Consider the following 14,850-nt stretch of genomic DNA (forward strand, 5'->3'; position numbering starts at 1 on the left):
GCCGTGTCCGCTTGCGTCATTTCATGTCACGCGATACTGTCCCGAGTGTCGCCTGATCAGAGGACTTCTTTGCAGGTCAGACATCAGATCGAGAAACCGCAGCCAGCCAACTTCAATCCCAGTATCGCGCACCAGGTTTCACGCAGGTCTGACCGAGTTTCTCAGACCAGCATCGGTCGATATGGGCCAAATGTGGGCCACACAATTACCGCGCTAGCAACCCGACAGACGGGAGCTAGCAGCAGTGCCACACCCACCACTCCCCCAGCCCCCGGCGCGTACACACTGAGCACGTGGGCAGATTGGGATCACCAGTACCGCGTCGTTTGGACGCCGGACGTCGCCGTCGCGGACTGCTTGGTCACCGGGTCGGCTATCCAGTTCCCGGACGGCAGGGTCGGTGATGGTCACCGTCGTCACGATGACCGTGACCCGGAGCCGCCGCTGGTGATGGTCGGCGAGCATCAGTTCACCACCGCTGAGGCCCGGGAGTTGGCGGCGGCGGTGGTGGCTACCGCTGACCGGATCGACGGGTGGGTGACGCGATGACCGCGACTGAATCTCACCCAGCCCTCGCCCACGGGTGCCCGTTCTGCGGTGCTCAGCCGGGCAGGCCGTGTGTGACCCGCAATAGCGTCCGCGAAGCCGAATGGCCGCACCGCCGTCGTACCGCGGCGGCGAACCCCACGCCCCCGCCGGCGGTCAAGCAGGCGTTGTGCTGCCAGTGCGGCCAGCTGCGTACCTACAAACAGGCCAAAGCAGAACGCGGACCCTTTGACCCACTCGACAGGTGGCGGCGGCGGTGGGTCGGCTCGCTCAAGTGCTCGCACTGCGCGGTCGTCACCAGGCACGCGCTTCTGATCCCGCACTCGTGCTCGTATCGGGACAGCGACGAGCGCGAACAGGCCCTGGCGCTCGGCGATGCGCCTCGCACGCAAATGGAGCAACTGACCGACCTCGAACGGCTGCGCCCGGAGTACCGCGCCGCGTTTCCGCAGAATCCGAACCTGCGCCACCTGTGGCGGGTCAGCGACGAGGCCGCCGCTCGGCAGGCGGGCCAGCGGCAGGTGGCCACGCTGTGCGGGGGCACCCATCAGCTGCTTGGTGACCACACGCTGGCTCGGGCGGAACGGCTCAAGCCTGAGTATCTGGCGCCGGCCCCGGTGCGCGCCGATGAATACGAGGATCTAGACACTGGAATGTCTTGGCGTGACGGGGATTGCGTGGACTGTCTGCGGGTGTACAACGCTCAGGTGCTGAGCAAGCGCCGACGAGATCTGCGGGCGCGGCTTGTTCGGGCGTTCGTACTGGCCACGAAAGATGCGCAGTCGATCGAGAGGCTCTACGCCGCGCTGGGTGAGGCCGTGCCAGATTGCTGACAACGGCAAGGGTGACGATGTGGACGGGGGCAGGTATGCAACGTGGCCCCCGTTGTCGACGGAGGTAGCGTGGCCCAGCGTGGACGAACCCTCCGATGCACTTCCGCACGGGCCGGATCAGATATCTGATGCCGCCGCATTCAGGACCTACAGCCTTGAGCAGGTTGCCGCGATGATCCTGCCTGCAGAGCTGAAAGATGGACGCCGCTGGCTTGCCGACCGGCTGAACCGAGGAGAAGCGCGCGGGTACAAGATCGGACGGACCTGGCGGATGACCGAGGCGCACGTCGCGGAACTGATCGAACGCTGCAGCAACACCCTCAGGGAGCCCGAGCCGGCGCCGACTAGGCCGGCGAATTCCATCATCGACGGATTGTCGCCCCGGGCACGCAGACGCGTCCGGTATCAGGGTCCGTAAGTACTCGGCGGGATCCGCGTGCTGTTAGTTCTCAGGCAGCGGCGGCAACTGCTCGTTAGGGCAGCGTTCCAGGTCGCTGTTGATCAATTCCTCGGCCAGCGCGTCAACGTCGTCGGGTTCAGGTGTGCAATTCTGCACAGCTGATATTTCCTGCCGCAACAGTCCTCCCGATTGGTACCCGTGGCTGACGTTGCTGTCCAGTGGATCTCCAGTAACGAGAGCTCGGCTCCCCGTGCCACAATCGCGGAATGGGCCCCGTGTCGATACTCGAGCGCGATATGTACACCGAGGCTGCCGCGGCTCGGTTGCTCTGCGTGCCGCAGCCAACGCTGCATTATTGGCTTGAAGGTAAGTCCTACCGCGGTCGGACCTATGAACCTGTGATCCGGGATCGGCCCACAGGCAAGAAGGTTGTGACCTGGGCGGAGTTCGTGGAGGCAGGTCTGCTCAGCCAATACCGCAAGAAGAGTGTGCCGCTGGACGAGGTCCGACAATTTATCAAGTACCTCCGCGACAAGTTCGGAGTGGCGTACCCGCTTGCGCACGAGCGCCCCTGGATGGCGGGCAAAAAAGCTTGTCATTGAAGCCCAGGAATATGTGGATCTCCCACGCGAGTTTTGGTTGTTCGCCCCGGTTGGTGAGCAACCCCTCTCTTGCTTGCGCCAGGACAGTACTTTCTCGATCGTGTCGAATTCGCCGGCGGCGTCGTCGACGCGTGGCGGCCTGCGGGCTCAAAGTCCCCTGTGGTGATCGACCCCGAGCAGCGATCCGGTCAACCGTCAGTGGACGGTATTAGCACCGCGGTTATCTTCGAGTACTCAGAGTCAGGAGCTTCCGCATCCGAGATCGCCGAGGACTTCGACTTACCCGTCCGTGATGTCCGATTAGCTATTGCATTTGAGCAGGAACGAAACGCCGCATAGGGGTCGAGGCCTGCAGTGATGGCTCGCAAGAAGTCGGAAGTTCAGTTCTATTTCGACGCAGACATTCTCGGGTTGGCGAAGGTCATTTGTCCACTCCCTGGCGACCCTGGCGCTGTAATACACAATCGCGTGAGGCCGAAATGCATTGTGCCCGAACCAAGATGGAAGGATCGTCAGTGGATTCCACTTGTCGCTAAGCAGCATTGGATAGCAATTACTCGCGATAGCAACATCCTTGACCACCGTCTGCTTCAGCGCTGATCCAGGATCACGGTCTCAGACTTGTCGCACTCACCGGCACCGACGGTGCGACCAAGTGGGGTCAACTTGAGATCGTGATGAGCCAGTGGCGACACATCACCGGGTTGATTGCTATACCTGGCCCCGCGCTATTCACCTGCACGCGAACATCATTCAGGCGAGTGGACCTGAAACGCCGCCTTGATGAAGTCCGTCGTACAGCATCCGAGAACCCAAATCATCCCGAGGCTTCCAAACCGAAGAGACGACCACCAACACGCCAACAAGAGCGACTATTCTGACTCCCCGTTAGCCCCAAATTCGGCCCGCGCGCCGCGCGGGGTAACTTTTTGGGTTATTCGAGTACGCCCGTGGGCGCACCGAATCCGAGTACCCGCGCCAGGTGCATGAACAGGCCCGGGCCCCAGGTGTGTCGGCAGACCTGGCAGGTGCAGCCGGTCTCGGTGACGATCTGTAGTGCTGGAACGCGGACGAGTTCGCCGGCTCTCTATGTCAACCTGACTCAGGACCACTGTGACGGCTTGATTCGGGACCACCTCGGCGAGGAGGTGGTGGCTCAGGCGTCTTCGTAGGCTGTGATCGCGAGCTGCTACCGCGGGTATGGCTGAGCCGGTATGAGGTGGTGCCGGTTTCGATGATGGTGCCGTGGAAGGTGAGTCGGTCGACGATCGCGGCGCAGAGTCGGGGGTCGGTGAAGGTTTTGGTCCAGCCGGAGAAACTCTCGTTGGATGCGATGGCTACTGACGCCTTTTCCTCGCGTTCAGTGAGTACTTGGAACAGCAACCCGCCCCCGGCGGTCGAGTTCCATGTAGCCGAGTTCGTCGATACATAAAGATCGACGCGGCCGTAGCGGGCGATCGTGCGGGCGAGTTGCTTTTCATCGGCGGCCTCGACGAGTTCGTTGACCAGTTTGGTCGCCAGTGTGTAGCGGACGCGGAAGCCTTGCTCGGCGGCGGCGGTGCCCACACCAATGAGCAGGTGGGACTTGCCGGTGCCCGAGTCGCCGATCAGGCAGAGCGGGTCGCCTCGGCGTATCCAATCGCCTTGGGCGACGGTATGTACGGTGGCGGCGTTGATGTTTGGGTTGGCGTCGAAATCGAAGTCGCCCAACCATTTCTGACGTGGAAACCCGGCCGCTGCGACTCGCCGCAAGGTGGATCGGCGGTCCCGGTCATCGCATTCGGCCAGGAGCAGTTCGGCGAGGAAGCCGTGGTAGGTGAGCTGTTCACGCTCGGCGACTTTCACTGCTTCGTCGATCACCGCACGCACGGTCGGCAACCGCAGGCGTCGGCATGCGGAATCGACGGCGGCTTGGGCCGCTTGTGGGGTCATCCCGCGTTGGCGGCGCAGGGTGTTGGTGACTTTCGTGGCCGTGCTCATGATCCAGTCGTTCCTTCCATTCCGTCACCGGGTGGCGGTGTTGGGGGTCGCGTTGGAGCAGCTCGTCGTAGGCCGCGACGTCAGGCAGCGGCCGGGTGTCGGGTGGCAGGCCGGCGATCACGGTCGCTGGATCAGCCAGGCGGCGCTGGGTCAGACTGACGACCCGGTAATCGACGGTATTGGCATGGTTACCGGCGTGACGGTCTGATTCGAGACCACCACCGGCGGCATGCAGGCGTGCTTCGACCGCGACCACATCCGCTGAAACGGCACCGACCGACAGGGCGGCGTGGATCCCGGCGATCACATCGGTAGCGCGCATGCGCTGCGCAGCAGCAGCACGTCGATTAGCGAGCGAGTCCCGCCAGCATCGCCGTCGACGCGGCGGGCCTGCTGCCAGAACGCCTCGTGCGCTGCGGTGAAAGTGCCGGCGGCGCGGGCCTGAGCAAGCGCGGTGGAGCCGGGCAACGCGCCGGGTTTGCAGTGCAACACCTCCAGATAGTGGTCGAGGTTGATCGATTGCCCGTTGCGGGTCGTGACGCGTTCATGGCGTGCGGCGATAGTGCGGCCGTCGAAGACGACCAACTCCGAGGCCCGCAGCGACACCCTGACTTTGCGTCCGATCAACCGGGCGGGAACCGAGTACTTCGCCACCGCGCCGTGATCAGCGCCGACCGGTCCACCCGTGGATGCAGCACCAGCCCTGGGTCGAACCGCTCGGCAGGCAGAGCGGCGAGATGTTCTCGTTCGGTCTGGAAGTCCTGGCCCACGGTGTGCAGCCGGCCGGTGACCCGCCGATGATCCTCACGTGCTTCGCAGCGGCGGATGTAGTCGTTGAGCTCTGACAGCGAGTCCACTTCCGGCATGGGCGTGAGCCAGGTGCGGCGGAAACGTCCGATCTCGCCCTCGACTCCGCCTTTCTCGTGGGCGCCTTTCACTCCCGGCTGGCAGTAGAACGGGTCGAACCCGTAGAACGATCTGAACAGCACCCACCGGTCGTTCTCGACCCTGCCCCGACCGCGGCCGAACACCACCGAGGTGACCGCAGACTTCAAGTTGTCGTAGCGGATATGGCGCACCGGGATGCCGCCGATCACGTCGAATGCTTCGATGTGGCCTTCGAGGAACGCCTCCTGCGACTGAGTCGCATACACCCGATGGACTGCCTTGCCGGACATCGACATTCGGAAAACGAACATGTAGCAGCGGGTTCTGACACCAGCGAGGATGACGTGAACCTCGCCGAAATCAACCTCAGCTTCAGCGCCGGGCGGGTGTTCCTGCGGCACGAACGCTTCCTGCGCCTGCTTACCGGACTCGGCGATGATCTCCGCACGACGGACCCGGACATAGTCACGCACCGACGAATACGACACATCCTCAACGCCGTGTTCATCGGCCAGACGATTGCAAATCCTTGTCGCAGTGTGGCGTTGCTTGCGGGGCGCATCCAGATCGGTCCGCAGCATCGCATCAATCGCAGGTTTGAGCGGGCCCAGTTTCGGCGACTCCCGCACCGGTGTCTTCCGCCTCGGCGGCTCCGGATTCGCCAACGCGTGCCGGACCGTATCCCGGCCAACCTTGTACTTACGAGCAAGCGCCCGAATACCCAAACCCTCGACCCGGGCGTCCCTACGTATCTGGGCGAACAGCTCCACACGACTTCCCATCCGGAACCCTCCGACAGCGAGCCAATAATCGACACGCCAACCGTCGAGGGTGGTCCTGAATCAAACCGTCACAACACACCGGTCTGAAAGAAGGTGGTCCTGAATCAGGCCGTCACACCGGTCCTGAATCAAACTGTCATAGCCAGCCGGCGGAGTCGCGGCGGTAAGCGGTGGCGGCTCCGCACGCGGGACAGGGCGCGGAGACGTGCTTGACGCTGGCCGGGTGAAGCAGGGATTGCACTGAGAAGCAACAGGATTCAACGTTGCCCATTGAAGCGGTGGTCTCCGCCGCTCGGCTGGCGATTCCGGCGATGGAATGGCTACTGGTCGCTGTCTGTGATGCGGTGGCCCTGTTTTGAGTGGTTGCCTGTGCTGCAGGACGACTGACGAGTACCGGAGTCTCGCTGATTTCGCAGACTCCGACGCCGTGCGCCATACCTCGCTCGATAAATACCTCGCGGGCGTGGTCGGCCTTGGACCAGCGGAAGGCGACGTAGAGGATGTTGTGGCCGATGGCGTAGTCGGTGTCGGCGTCGCCGTCGGAAGCGGTGCGTCGGGCCCGTTCATGGGCGGGAAGATTTTGATGAGGTCGCGGTAGAACGCCTGCAGTCGTGGGGTGGTTACCGCAGGGTCGGTGTAGGAGTGCTGTTCGGACCATTTGGCTTGTCGCGCATACCATGCCAGCAGTTCGGCGTCCCTGGGCGCTGTGTCCGGGTCGAAGGCGAAGAGGTCGTAGGACATCCGGGGTGGGTGTCGGCTAGCTGGAGCGGGTCTGGCGGCGGCTCTCAAGTTTGTCGTGCGCCGGTTCTTTCTTCGGTGCGGTGCGGGATGTGGTGGTTGCGGGTGAGGAAGCTGGCGTGTCCCGAGAAATGCCAGCTCCGGGTTTGGTTGCTGCGGTAGCGCTCGCGTCCGCAGCCATGGTGAACTCGGGTTGTTCGCGAAGTTCCCAGCCAGACGGCACCCCATGGTGGTCGTAGAAATGCTGGAACAGGTCGATGGCCTCGGTGGCACTGAGAACTTCAGCGGGCCGAACGAGGTAACTGTTGTCGCCGTTGCGGATGGGTTCGGTTGCCTCGGAATCGGTTTCGGTGGTCGGGTGTCCGATGGTGTAGACGCGATAAAAGCCGTCGGAGTCGAGACGCCGGATTTCTACGGTGAGTCTATCCGGGGCAATCCCGGTGGTTTGGACCCACTCATCGGGGTAGATGGTCTCGTCGTAGGCCGCATCAGGCGGCAATGGGTAGATCGAGTAGATGGTGTATTCGCCGTCGCCGAGGCGATTGATACCCGCAGCGATCTGGCCCGGGATCTCCTCGGTGAACTCGCTCAGCCACCCGGACGACCGGTTTGACTTCCGCACGTGGGTGGGGCGTTCGAGCTTCATTCGCCAGGCACCGTTTTGACGTGCACGCTGGTGACTTTCACGGTTTCGACTTCTCCTCGTTCGTTGGTGATGGTGACGTAGGCGGGGTTCTCGGCGCTTACGCTGCCGTCGAAACTGCGCTCAGGTCCACTCAACGATGCTCCGCCGGATTTCACCTCGACTCCATCGGAATCACCCGAAACCTGGGCCGCCCCCGGCGACGATCCGGCGAGGTTGCCCACGCGGGTGCTCGACTCCTGCCTACGTGCCCAGCCGGGCCCCCAAGTGCTACGATTATCGTAGTAAATCTCAAGCGGCTGACTTTCGATCGGAGTTCGCAGGTGAAACGCACGGACCCGGTACCGGGGCGATTCCTCTACGCCGCCTGGAACGTGCATCTGCGGCAGATCGGCCCTTTCGTGGCACCCAGCCTGGCGCGGCAACGCAAACTCGACGCCATCGGGACCGGTCTCACACAGCTCGAATCAGTACCCGGGATGGGCCACGTACGACTGCTGGAATCGACGTTCGTCGTCCCACTCCCTGGCACACCGCGCTTCGACGTCGCGCTGTTGATCGATGGCAGCGACGAGGCGATCGAGGCGGCCCGGCCGGTACTGGACGGATTGGATCTGGGCGAGCCTTCGTTGATGACTCTGGCACGCAATGTGGAGCGGTCCGGACAAACCGACAGCCTCGACGGACCAATCCTGTTGAACCACTTCGCATCTTCGAGAACTTCGGCGGAGGTTGCCCGGGTGTGGTCCGGGATCTCCGATTGGTATGGACAGGTGCTGGGCGTGGATAACTCCACGCTTCTGGCCTTCGACGATCCTTGTGGCTACGTCGTCATGAACTACGCGAGCATCCCCGGTCCGGTGGTGCGGTTCATGGCCGATCAGTTACTACGCCCCAGCTTCCGTAGCCGTGTTGTCGGTCCGTTGAAAACCGTTGACGCCCGCGCCCTGCCGGTCTTCGCGCGCCGGGTCCACCGCTGCGAGCAAGGAGGATAATTCTCGTGGACGTCACGGTTTTCGGAGCCGCAGGACCGACCGGTGTCTGGATATGCCGCGAGGCGCTGCGAGCCGGTCACCGGGTACGGGCGGTGAGCCGCCGGCCCGATCCGCTGCCGGATCTATCCAGCACTCAACTCACCCAGGTGAAGGCCGACGCGATCAGCGGCGCCGGTGTACCGGAGGCGGTGGAAGGTGCCGACGCGGTGCTATCGGCACTCGGCGCCTCCTACACCCGGCACCCGGTATCGGTGTATTCGGCAGGCACGCAACGGATTGTCGACGCGCTGCGCACCGGTGGCCGGGGCAACCGGTTGGTCGTGGTCAGCTCGGGGCTGACCTACCCACCGCCACCCGGTTTCGGTTTCATCCCCGACCACATCGTCTTTCCGTTGCTGCGCAACGTGTTAGGGCGAACGCTGTATGCAGACATGCGCCGGATGGAGGAGTTTCTCCGGGAGTCCGACGACATCTCCTGGACGATCATGCGGCCGGGACGGTTAATCGACCGGCCGTCGGTCTCGGCCTATCGGCTGGATGTTGACCACCCGACACAGGGTTACACCGCTCGCGCAGATCTGGCGGCCGCCATGGTCGCCGAACTGGACACCGCTACGGCGCATATCCATCAAGCAATAGCACCGACAACGCCGCGATGACACCGTCACCGGACGACTTCGCCGGGATACTGAGGGCACTGCAAGATCTGCGCATCGGATTTGAGATCGTCACCGAACGTGTCGCGAAAGCCTCGCGACTCAACCCACGAGACCTCAGCGTGCTCGACGTATTGCATGCTCACGGACCAGCAACTCCCACCGCGATCGCAGACAAGACCGGCATCACCCCCCACCACACTGGCAGCGATTCTGACCCGGCTCGAACGTGACGGCAGGGTCAACCGATACCGCAACCCCCACGACGCGCGTTCATCGTTGCTGGCCATCACTGAAGACACCGTGCGTGAATTGACGCAGCTGTACGACGACCTGAACAACGATCTGATACGCACCTTCGCGGCGCTGACCGCCCCCCGAGCGCGCCACCATCACCGGCTTCTTGCACGATCTCGTCACCACGATTCACCGAACGCCACCCTCGGGCCCCACCCCGGAAGATGCAGCCAAACAAGCTCTCCCGGAGGAGATTTCGGGCTCGGCCCCCATAAGTGCCGAAGCCGTGGCCGGTGAACGGTAACTTCGCCATCGTCTCGGGATCGGCGACGCCGACGAGCACGCGCCCCGAGCGCTTGACCACCCGGGCCAAGGCCCTATTCAGCCTTACGCTTGCGCCGCCGCGGCATCGAACCGGGTACAGCATTAGACACCAGGACAACTCAGCCTATAGCGCGTTAACCACCAGTGCGACAACGCCATTCAGCCGGTAGCCGCGCCGAGCGCCGAGCCATCGGAGGCGCCGGCTTCCAGCGTGAACAAATCGGTGTGGATGTCGTAGTCGAACAGCTCCGCGTAGCGCCCCCAGCCGACGGCGATGTCGAGCTGCTCCTGCGCATCCTGCTGGTTGAATCCCTGTTGCAAGATGTCGAGGAAGAAACTGGCCCGCAGACTGCTGCCCTGACAGTCCTGCAGCGCGTTGCAGATGGTGCGCACCAAGGGAGCGCGGGTGCGGGCCTGCTGGGCGAAGACCTGTTTGCTCACCTGAATGTCGGCGGTGGTGAAATCCCTTCCCGCCGAAGTGAGTTCGATCTCCACACCACTGACGCGCACAAAATCCAACAACGCCGCGGCATCGATCAAGGGGAACAGCGCCTTGGCGTCGATGCCGAGGTCGGCGACGATGTCCGCGATGCCGACTCGCCCGCCCTTGCCGTGGACTATCTCGACCAATCCGGCCAGTCCCCCGACGGTGGCCTTCGGCAACGGATGGGTTGCCGGTGTCGCGGCGGCGGGTTCGCCGAGGGCGGTGGTCGGCCCGGTGCCGGTGAGCAGCCCGTAGAGTTCGTCGACCAGAGCTTGGAACGCCGGGGCATGCCGATCTCGCGGACGCTCCAAATTGATCGGCAATTCGGCGACGACGCGACCGGGATTGCTGCCCAGCACGATGATGCGGTCCGCCAGGATGATCGCTTCTTCGATGTTGTGCGTGACCAAGCAGATTGCCTTCGTCGGAAAATCCTGCCCGGCCCACAGCGACATCAGCTCGTTGCGCAGGTTCTCCGCGGTCAGCACATCGAGGGCGGAGAACGGCTCGTCCATCAGCAGCAGATCGGGCTGCAGCACCAACGCCCGGGCAAATCCGACGCGTTGCCGCATACCGCCGGAAAGTTCTTTGGGATAAGCGGATTCGAAACCGTCGAGCCCGATCAGGTCGATGGCCTCCAACGCGCGCTTACCCCGCTCGGCCGGGGCGACTTTGCGCGCCGCCAGTCCGAGTTCGACGTTCTTCTGCACCGTCAGCCACGGCATCAACGCGAAGTTCTGGAACACCATCGCGGTACCCGGGTTCGCGCCGACGAGTTCGGCGTTGCGATACCGCACCGCGCCGTCACTGGGCGCGACCAGTCCCGCCATGATCCGCAGCAATGTGGATTTGCCGCAGCCGGACCGACCGAGCAACGCCACCACCTCGCCCTCGCGGACATCGACGTTGATGTCGTCCAAAACCAGCAGCGTGCCGCCGTTGGGTTTGCGGAAACTCTTGCAGGCGTGGTCGAGATCGATGATCACGTCGTCTCGCGTCATGGGAACCTCTCTAAAACCAGCGGATCAGGACAGGGAGAATCGCCGCTCGGACAAGCGGTAAAGCGGTTGCCAGAGCACGACATTCATGGTCACGACATACAGACTCATCGCGATCACGCCGATCAGCAGGCGTGGCGAATCCCCGACCGCGGTGGCGTGCGTGATGTAGGAACCGAGACCGACGGCGGACAGCGTCGTGTCGTGGTACTGCACGATTTCGGCGACGATCGAGGCGTTCCACGCGCCGCCGGCGGCGGTGATGCCGCCGGTGACGTAGCTGCCGAAGATGCCGGGCAGTATCAGGGTGCGCCACCGCAGCAACGTCGGCAGCCGCAGGCTGGCCGAGGCGTCCCGGAGTTCGTTCGGAATTGCGCTGGCGCCGGCGATGACGTTGAACAGGATGTACCACTGCGTGCCGAGCGCCATCAGCAGGATGCCGCCCCAGTTGATGCTGATCCCGGTGACCAGCAGCACCGCGGTGAACAACGGGAACAGGAAATTCGCCGGGAACGAGGCCAGCACCTGCACCACCGGCTGGGCGAGGCGAGTCACCTTGGGGTTCATGCCGATCCACACACCGACGGGCACCCAGATCAGTGTCGAGATGACGACCACGGCGACCACCCGGGCGAAGGTGGCCAATCCGAGCAGTGCCGCGTGCCCGAACTCGGCGAAGCCCGCACTGTGGGCGATGTACTCGACGACCCGGAAGGCGCCGTAGCCCAGTGCGCCGGCCAGTGCGAGGACGAAGACGGCGTCCCCGATGCGACGACGCACCTCCGATGTCTTCAGCGCGTGCCCGGTCGTTCCGAACACCGCGGTGGCCCGGTCGATCGGGTAGATCAGTCCTCCGAGTGGACGACTGATCACCCGAGGAATGCGCGAGCGCCGCAGGATGTCCAGCGTGACGCTGCGCGGCGCTTCCACGGCCGTGGACTCTTCGATGCGGAATCGCTCGGCCCACGCCGTCAGCGGCCGCCAGAACAGCGCATTGACCCCGATGACCACCACGATCATGGTGGCGATGGCCAGGAGAACCCGCGCCAGATTTCCCTCGGCGCTGGCAGCGGCGACGTAGGCACCGATCCCCGGCAGCGCGAACTTGTGGTTGTTGACGCTCAAGGCTTCCGACGCGGTCAGGAAGAACCAGCCCCCGCCGAAACTCATCATGCCGTTCCAGACCAACGGGATCATGCCGCTGGGCAGGTCGACCCGCCAGAAGCGTTGCCATCGCGACAACCGCAGCAACCGGGACGCCTCGTCCAGATCATGCGGCTGGGCGATCAGCGATTGATAGAACGCGAACGTCATGTTCCACGCTTGCGAGGTGAAGATCGCAAAGATCGAAGCCGACTCCAAGCCCAGCAGCGAGCCGGGGAACAGCGCGATGAACCCGGTGATGGTGATCGCGAGAAAGCCCAGCACCGGGATGGACTGCAAGATGTCCAGCAGCGGAATCAGCACCTTCTCCGCGCGGCGCGAGCGCGCTGCCGCAGTGGCGTAGAAGAACGTGAAGATCAGCGACAGACCCAGTGCGGCGAACATGCGCAGCAACGATCGCGCCGCGAAGTACGGCAGTTGGGAAGGGCTGGTCGACAGCGACGAGGGCGCACCCGCGACTTCCCAGGGCACGGTCATGCCGCCGCCGACCCGCAAAATCATCCACAAGAGCACCACGGCGCCGAGAAAGACCGTCAGGTCGGCGAGCGGGCTGCGGGTAGGACGCAATATCGGACCGGGGCCGGTGAAGGCACGGGTTTTCGTCACACTCATATCCCCGACCCGTCAATTGTCACGAGCGTAATAATGCCTTGTCGGAGCGTCATACGTGATGCCCAAGAAGGGAACAGCGGCTGAAGGATGCCCGACCCGGGGAGCCCCGGTAGGCCTCCGCGAGATCACCGGACGATACGGCTCAATCCGCGGTACTGAATCCCGCCACCACATCCTCATCCGCGTACCGCCCCGCACCGGCCAGCGACGCCAGCGCCCCGATCACCATCATCACCGCGGCGGCCACGAACACCACCACCAGCCCGGCGTGAAACGGACCCGAAATCAGTTGCGGGAAAAAGGATTTGCCGGTGAGCACCTCGGTGTTGACGCCGGGCTGCTGCAACGCACCAGAGGGCGCAAGCAATTTCGCGATCGGGTTGTAGCCCAGAAACGCCGCGAAAAGACTGCCCACCGGCGGCAGCCCGGCAACGTCGTGCGCCACGGCGGCCGACACACCCTGGGCCTGCAGCCCGCCGCTCAAGGCCTGCGGCAGCTTGTTCGACAGCCCGACGATCATCAGCGAGAAGAAGACGCCGATCGACAGCGCCGAGCCCGCGTTGAAGAACGTGGCCCGCACACCGGACGCGGCTCCGCGCGCCCCCGCCGGCGCGCTCGACATGATGACGGCGGTGTTGGGCGCGGCGAAGATCCCGCCGCCTAATCCGTTGAGGAAGACCAGCAGTGCAAACAGCCAATAGTCGAAGTTCACCGGAATCATCACCAGCCCGACGAACGTGGCGGCCATCAGCAACATGCCGGCGACACTCGGCGGCCGGGCGCCGTACCGGTCGGACAGCCGGCCCGCCAACGGCGCCCCGATCAGGAACCCGAACGTCGTCGGCAGCAGATAGATACCCGACCACAGCGGCGTCGACTCGAAGCTGTATCCGTGCAGCGGCAACCAGATGCCCTGCAGCCAGATGATGAGCATGAACTGCAACCCACCGCGACCGACCGACGACATCAGGTTGGCCAGGTTGCCCATCCCGAACGCGGCGGATCGAAACAGCCGGACGTCCATCATCGGCTGCGACACCCGCAATTCGATGACGCAGAACGCGCCCAGCAGCAGCAGGCCGAAGGCCACCGAGCCCAGCACCCACGGGTTCGTCCACCCGGTGGCGTGCCCCCCGTAGGGCTGGATGCCGTAGGTGATGGCGGTGAGCACCACCGTCAACCCGACACCGAATGTCACGGTACCCAGCCAGTCCACCGATTCGGCTGTGCGGGAGGAGATCTCGTGCAGTGAGCGCACTCCCCAGATGGTGCCCAGCACCCCGATCGGCACGCCGACCCAGAAGATCGCGCGCCAGTCCCATTCGGAGAGCACGCCGCCGAGCAGCAGGCCGATGAACGATCCCGCCACCGCCGCGACCATATTGAAGCCAAGGGCCATGCCGCGCTGATTGCTGGGGAATGCATCGGTGAGAATGGCCGCCGACAACGCCATCAGGATGGCGCCGCCGACACCTTGCACCACCCGCCAGCCGATCAGCCACACTGCGCCGCCGCCGAAGTGGAAGGGGTCGAACGACAATGCGATCGCCGCGACGGTGAACACCGCGAAGCCCAGGTTGTAGACGCGCACCCGGCCGAACACGTCGCCGAGCCGGCCGGCCAGTACCACCAGGACCGCGGTGGCGACCAGGTAGCCCATCAGCATCCACAGCAGGTAACCGATATTGGCCGGGGCGAGGGGGTCCAGCCCGATCCCGCGGAAGATGGCCGGCAGGGAGATCAGCACGATCGACGAGTTGATCACCGCGAGCAGCATGCCCATCGTGGTGTTCGACAGTGCGACCCACTTGTAGTGCGGGTGATCGCTGTCCCAGCGGAGCCGACGAATCTCGGTCTCGGCCGGTTCGGCCGCCGGGTTGGTCACGATGGGGCTGTCAACCATCTACGCCTCATTCGCCTCGCTCATCCGCCCAGCCCCCGGCGCATATGTTAGCTATACAAACGAAT

14 protein-coding genes and 2 pseudogenes are annotated in these 14,850 nt (G+C 64.0%); 8 read left to right on the top strand and 8 right to left on the bottom strand.

Annotated features, from left to right (window positions below; genetic code table 11):
• Positions 1-357: 357 nt before the first annotated feature.
• The 5 genes from L6444_RS18035 (at position 358) to L6444_RS30715 (ending at position 2,720) form a co-directional block, all read left to right on the top strand.
• A complete protein-coding gene (locus tag L6444_RS18035; protein WP_236976335.1) occupies positions 358-549 on the top strand; it encodes a hypothetical protein in 192 nt (63 codons plus the stop codon).
• Positions 546-1,379, top strand: a complete 834-nt coding sequence (locus L6444_RS18040) for a zinc finger domain-containing protein (RefSeq protein WP_444980221.1) — start codon at positions 546-548, stop codon at positions 1,377-1,379. The genes L6444_RS18035 and L6444_RS18040 overlap by 4 nt, the downstream gene beginning before the upstream one ends.
• A gap of 79 nt (positions 1,380-1,458) precedes the next feature.
• Positions 1,459-1,797: a helix-turn-helix domain-containing protein gene (locus L6444_RS18045; protein WP_236976337.1), complete on the top strand. Its 339-nt coding sequence runs from the start codon at positions 1,459-1,461 to the stop codon at positions 1,795-1,797.
• A gap of 248 nt (positions 1,798-2,045) precedes the next feature.
• A complete protein-coding gene (locus L6444_RS18050) occupies positions 2,046-2,381 on the top strand; it encodes a hypothetical protein (RefSeq protein ID WP_236976339.1) in 336 nt (111 codons plus the stop codon).
• Between the two features lie 162 nt (positions 2,382-2,543).
• Complete coding sequence (locus L6444_RS30715) at positions 2,544-2,720, top strand: DUF433 domain-containing protein (protein WP_459551861.1); 177 nt, start codon at positions 2,544-2,546, stop codon at positions 2,718-2,720.
• Between the two features lie 595 nt (positions 2,721-3,315).
• Here the strand turns inward: L6444_RS30715 and L6444_RS31210 are convergent.
• The 5 genes and pseudogenes from L6444_RS31210 to L6444_RS18070 all read right to left on the bottom strand — a co-directional run.
• Positions 3,316-3,456 (bottom strand): annotated as a pseudogene (locus L6444_RS31210) (DUF7340 domain-containing protein); the annotation flags it as partial.
• Positions 3,457-3,473: 17 nt separating this feature from the next.
• On the bottom strand, positions 3,474-4,361 hold the full coding sequence (gene istB / locus L6444_RS18055) for an IS21-like element helper ATPase IstB (RefSeq protein ID WP_236976343.1): 888 nt from the start codon (positions 4,359-4,361) through the stop codon (positions 3,474-3,476).
• Between the two features lie 10 nt (positions 4,362-4,371).
• Positions 4,372-6,031, bottom strand: a pseudogene (istA, locus tag L6444_RS18060) (IS21 family transposase); the annotation flags it as partial.
• Positions 6,032-6,788: 757 nt separating this feature from the next.
• Complete coding sequence (locus tag L6444_RS18065) at positions 6,789-7,415, bottom strand: hypothetical protein (protein ID WP_236976344.1); 627 nt, start codon at positions 7,413-7,415, stop codon at positions 6,789-6,791.
• Positions 7,412-7,636: a hypothetical protein gene (locus L6444_RS18070; protein WP_236976345.1), complete on the bottom strand. Its 225-nt coding sequence runs from the start codon at positions 7,634-7,636 to the stop codon at positions 7,412-7,414. The genes L6444_RS18065 and L6444_RS18070 overlap by 4 nt, the downstream gene beginning before the upstream one ends.
• 99 nt (positions 7,637-7,735) lie before the next feature.
• On the opposite strand from L6444_RS18070, the gene L6444_RS18075 reads away from it, so the two are divergent.
• From L6444_RS18075 to L6444_RS18085, 3 genes are read left to right on the top strand one after another with little or no spacing between them, the layout of a single operon-like run.
• Entirely contained in the window at positions 7,736-8,407 is a 672-nt protein-coding gene (locus L6444_RS18075) for a hypothetical protein (protein WP_236976346.1), read from the top strand.
• 5 nt (positions 8,408-8,412) lie between these two features.
• A complete protein-coding gene (locus L6444_RS18080) occupies positions 8,413-9,066 on the top strand; it encodes an NAD(P)-dependent oxidoreductase (protein WP_236976347.1) in 654 nt (217 codons plus the stop codon).
• A complete protein-coding gene (locus L6444_RS18085; RefSeq protein WP_236976348.1) occupies positions 9,063-9,296 on the top strand; it encodes a MarR family transcriptional regulator in 234 nt (77 codons plus the stop codon). The genes L6444_RS18080 and L6444_RS18085 overlap by 4 nt, the downstream gene beginning before the upstream one ends.
• A gap of 487 nt (positions 9,297-9,783) precedes the next feature.
• Here L6444_RS18085 and L6444_RS18090 read toward each other — a convergent pair whose 3' ends face one another.
• The 3 genes from L6444_RS18090 to L6444_RS18100 all read right to left on the bottom strand — a co-directional run bounded on the left by L6444_RS18090 (position 9,784) and on the right by L6444_RS18100 (position 14,785).
• Positions 9,784-11,109 carry an ABC transporter ATP-binding protein gene (locus tag L6444_RS18090; RefSeq protein ID WP_236976349.1) on the bottom strand — a complete coding sequence of 442 codons (1,326 nt, stop codon included), beginning with the start codon at positions 11,107-11,109 and terminating at the stop codon, positions 9,784-9,786.
• A gap of 24 nt (positions 11,110-11,133) precedes the next feature.
• Positions 11,134-12,882, bottom strand: coding sequence for an ABC transporter permease (locus L6444_RS18095; RefSeq protein WP_236976350.1), 1,749 nt, complete (start codon positions 12,880-12,882; stop codon positions 11,134-11,136).
• 142 nt (positions 12,883-13,024) lie between these two features.
• Positions 13,025-14,785, bottom strand: coding sequence for an MFS transporter (locus L6444_RS18100; protein ID WP_236976352.1), 1,761 nt, complete (start codon positions 14,783-14,785; stop codon positions 13,025-13,027).
• Positions 14,786-14,850 lie beyond the last annotated feature (65 nt).

It is taken from the genome of Mycobacterium kiyosense (genome assembly GCA_021654635.1).
Classification (GTDB): Bacteria; Actinomycetota; Actinomycetes; order Mycobacteriales; family Mycobacteriaceae; genus Mycobacterium; species Mycobacterium kiyosense.

What these genes read in the sequence shown, in the direction of transcription:
- L6444_RS18040 (WP_444980221.1), top strand. Translation starts at nt 546, where the DNA reads ATGACCGCGACTGAATCTCACCCAGCCCTCGCCCACGGGTGCCCGTTC.
- L6444_RS18050 (WP_236976339.1), top strand. Translation starts at nt 2,046, where the DNA reads ATGGGCCCCGTGTCGATACTCGAGCGCGATATGTACACCGAGGCTGCC.
- istB (WP_236976343.1), bottom strand. Translation starts at nt 4,361, where the DNA reads ATGAGCACGGCCACGAAAGTCACCAACACCCTGCGCCGCCAACGCGGG.
- L6444_RS18065 (WP_236976344.1), bottom strand. Translation starts at nt 7,415, where the DNA reads ATGAAGCTCGAACGCCCCACCCACGTGCGGAAGTCAAACCGGTCGTCC.
- L6444_RS18085 (WP_236976348.1), top strand. Translation starts at nt 9,063, where the DNA reads ATGACACCGTCACCGGACGACTTCGCCGGGATACTGAGGGCACTGCAA.
- L6444_RS18090 (WP_236976349.1), bottom strand. Translation starts at nt 11,109, where the DNA reads ATGACGCGAGACGACGTGATCATCGATCTCGACCACGCCTGCAAGAGT.
- L6444_RS18095 (WP_236976350.1), bottom strand. Translation starts at nt 12,882, where the DNA reads ATGAGTGTGACGAAAACCCGTGCCTTCACCGGCCCCGGTCCGATATTG.
- L6444_RS18100 (WP_236976352.1), bottom strand. Translation starts at nt 14,785, where the DNA reads ATGGTTGACAGCCCCATCGTGACCAACCCGGCGGCCGAACCGGCCGAG.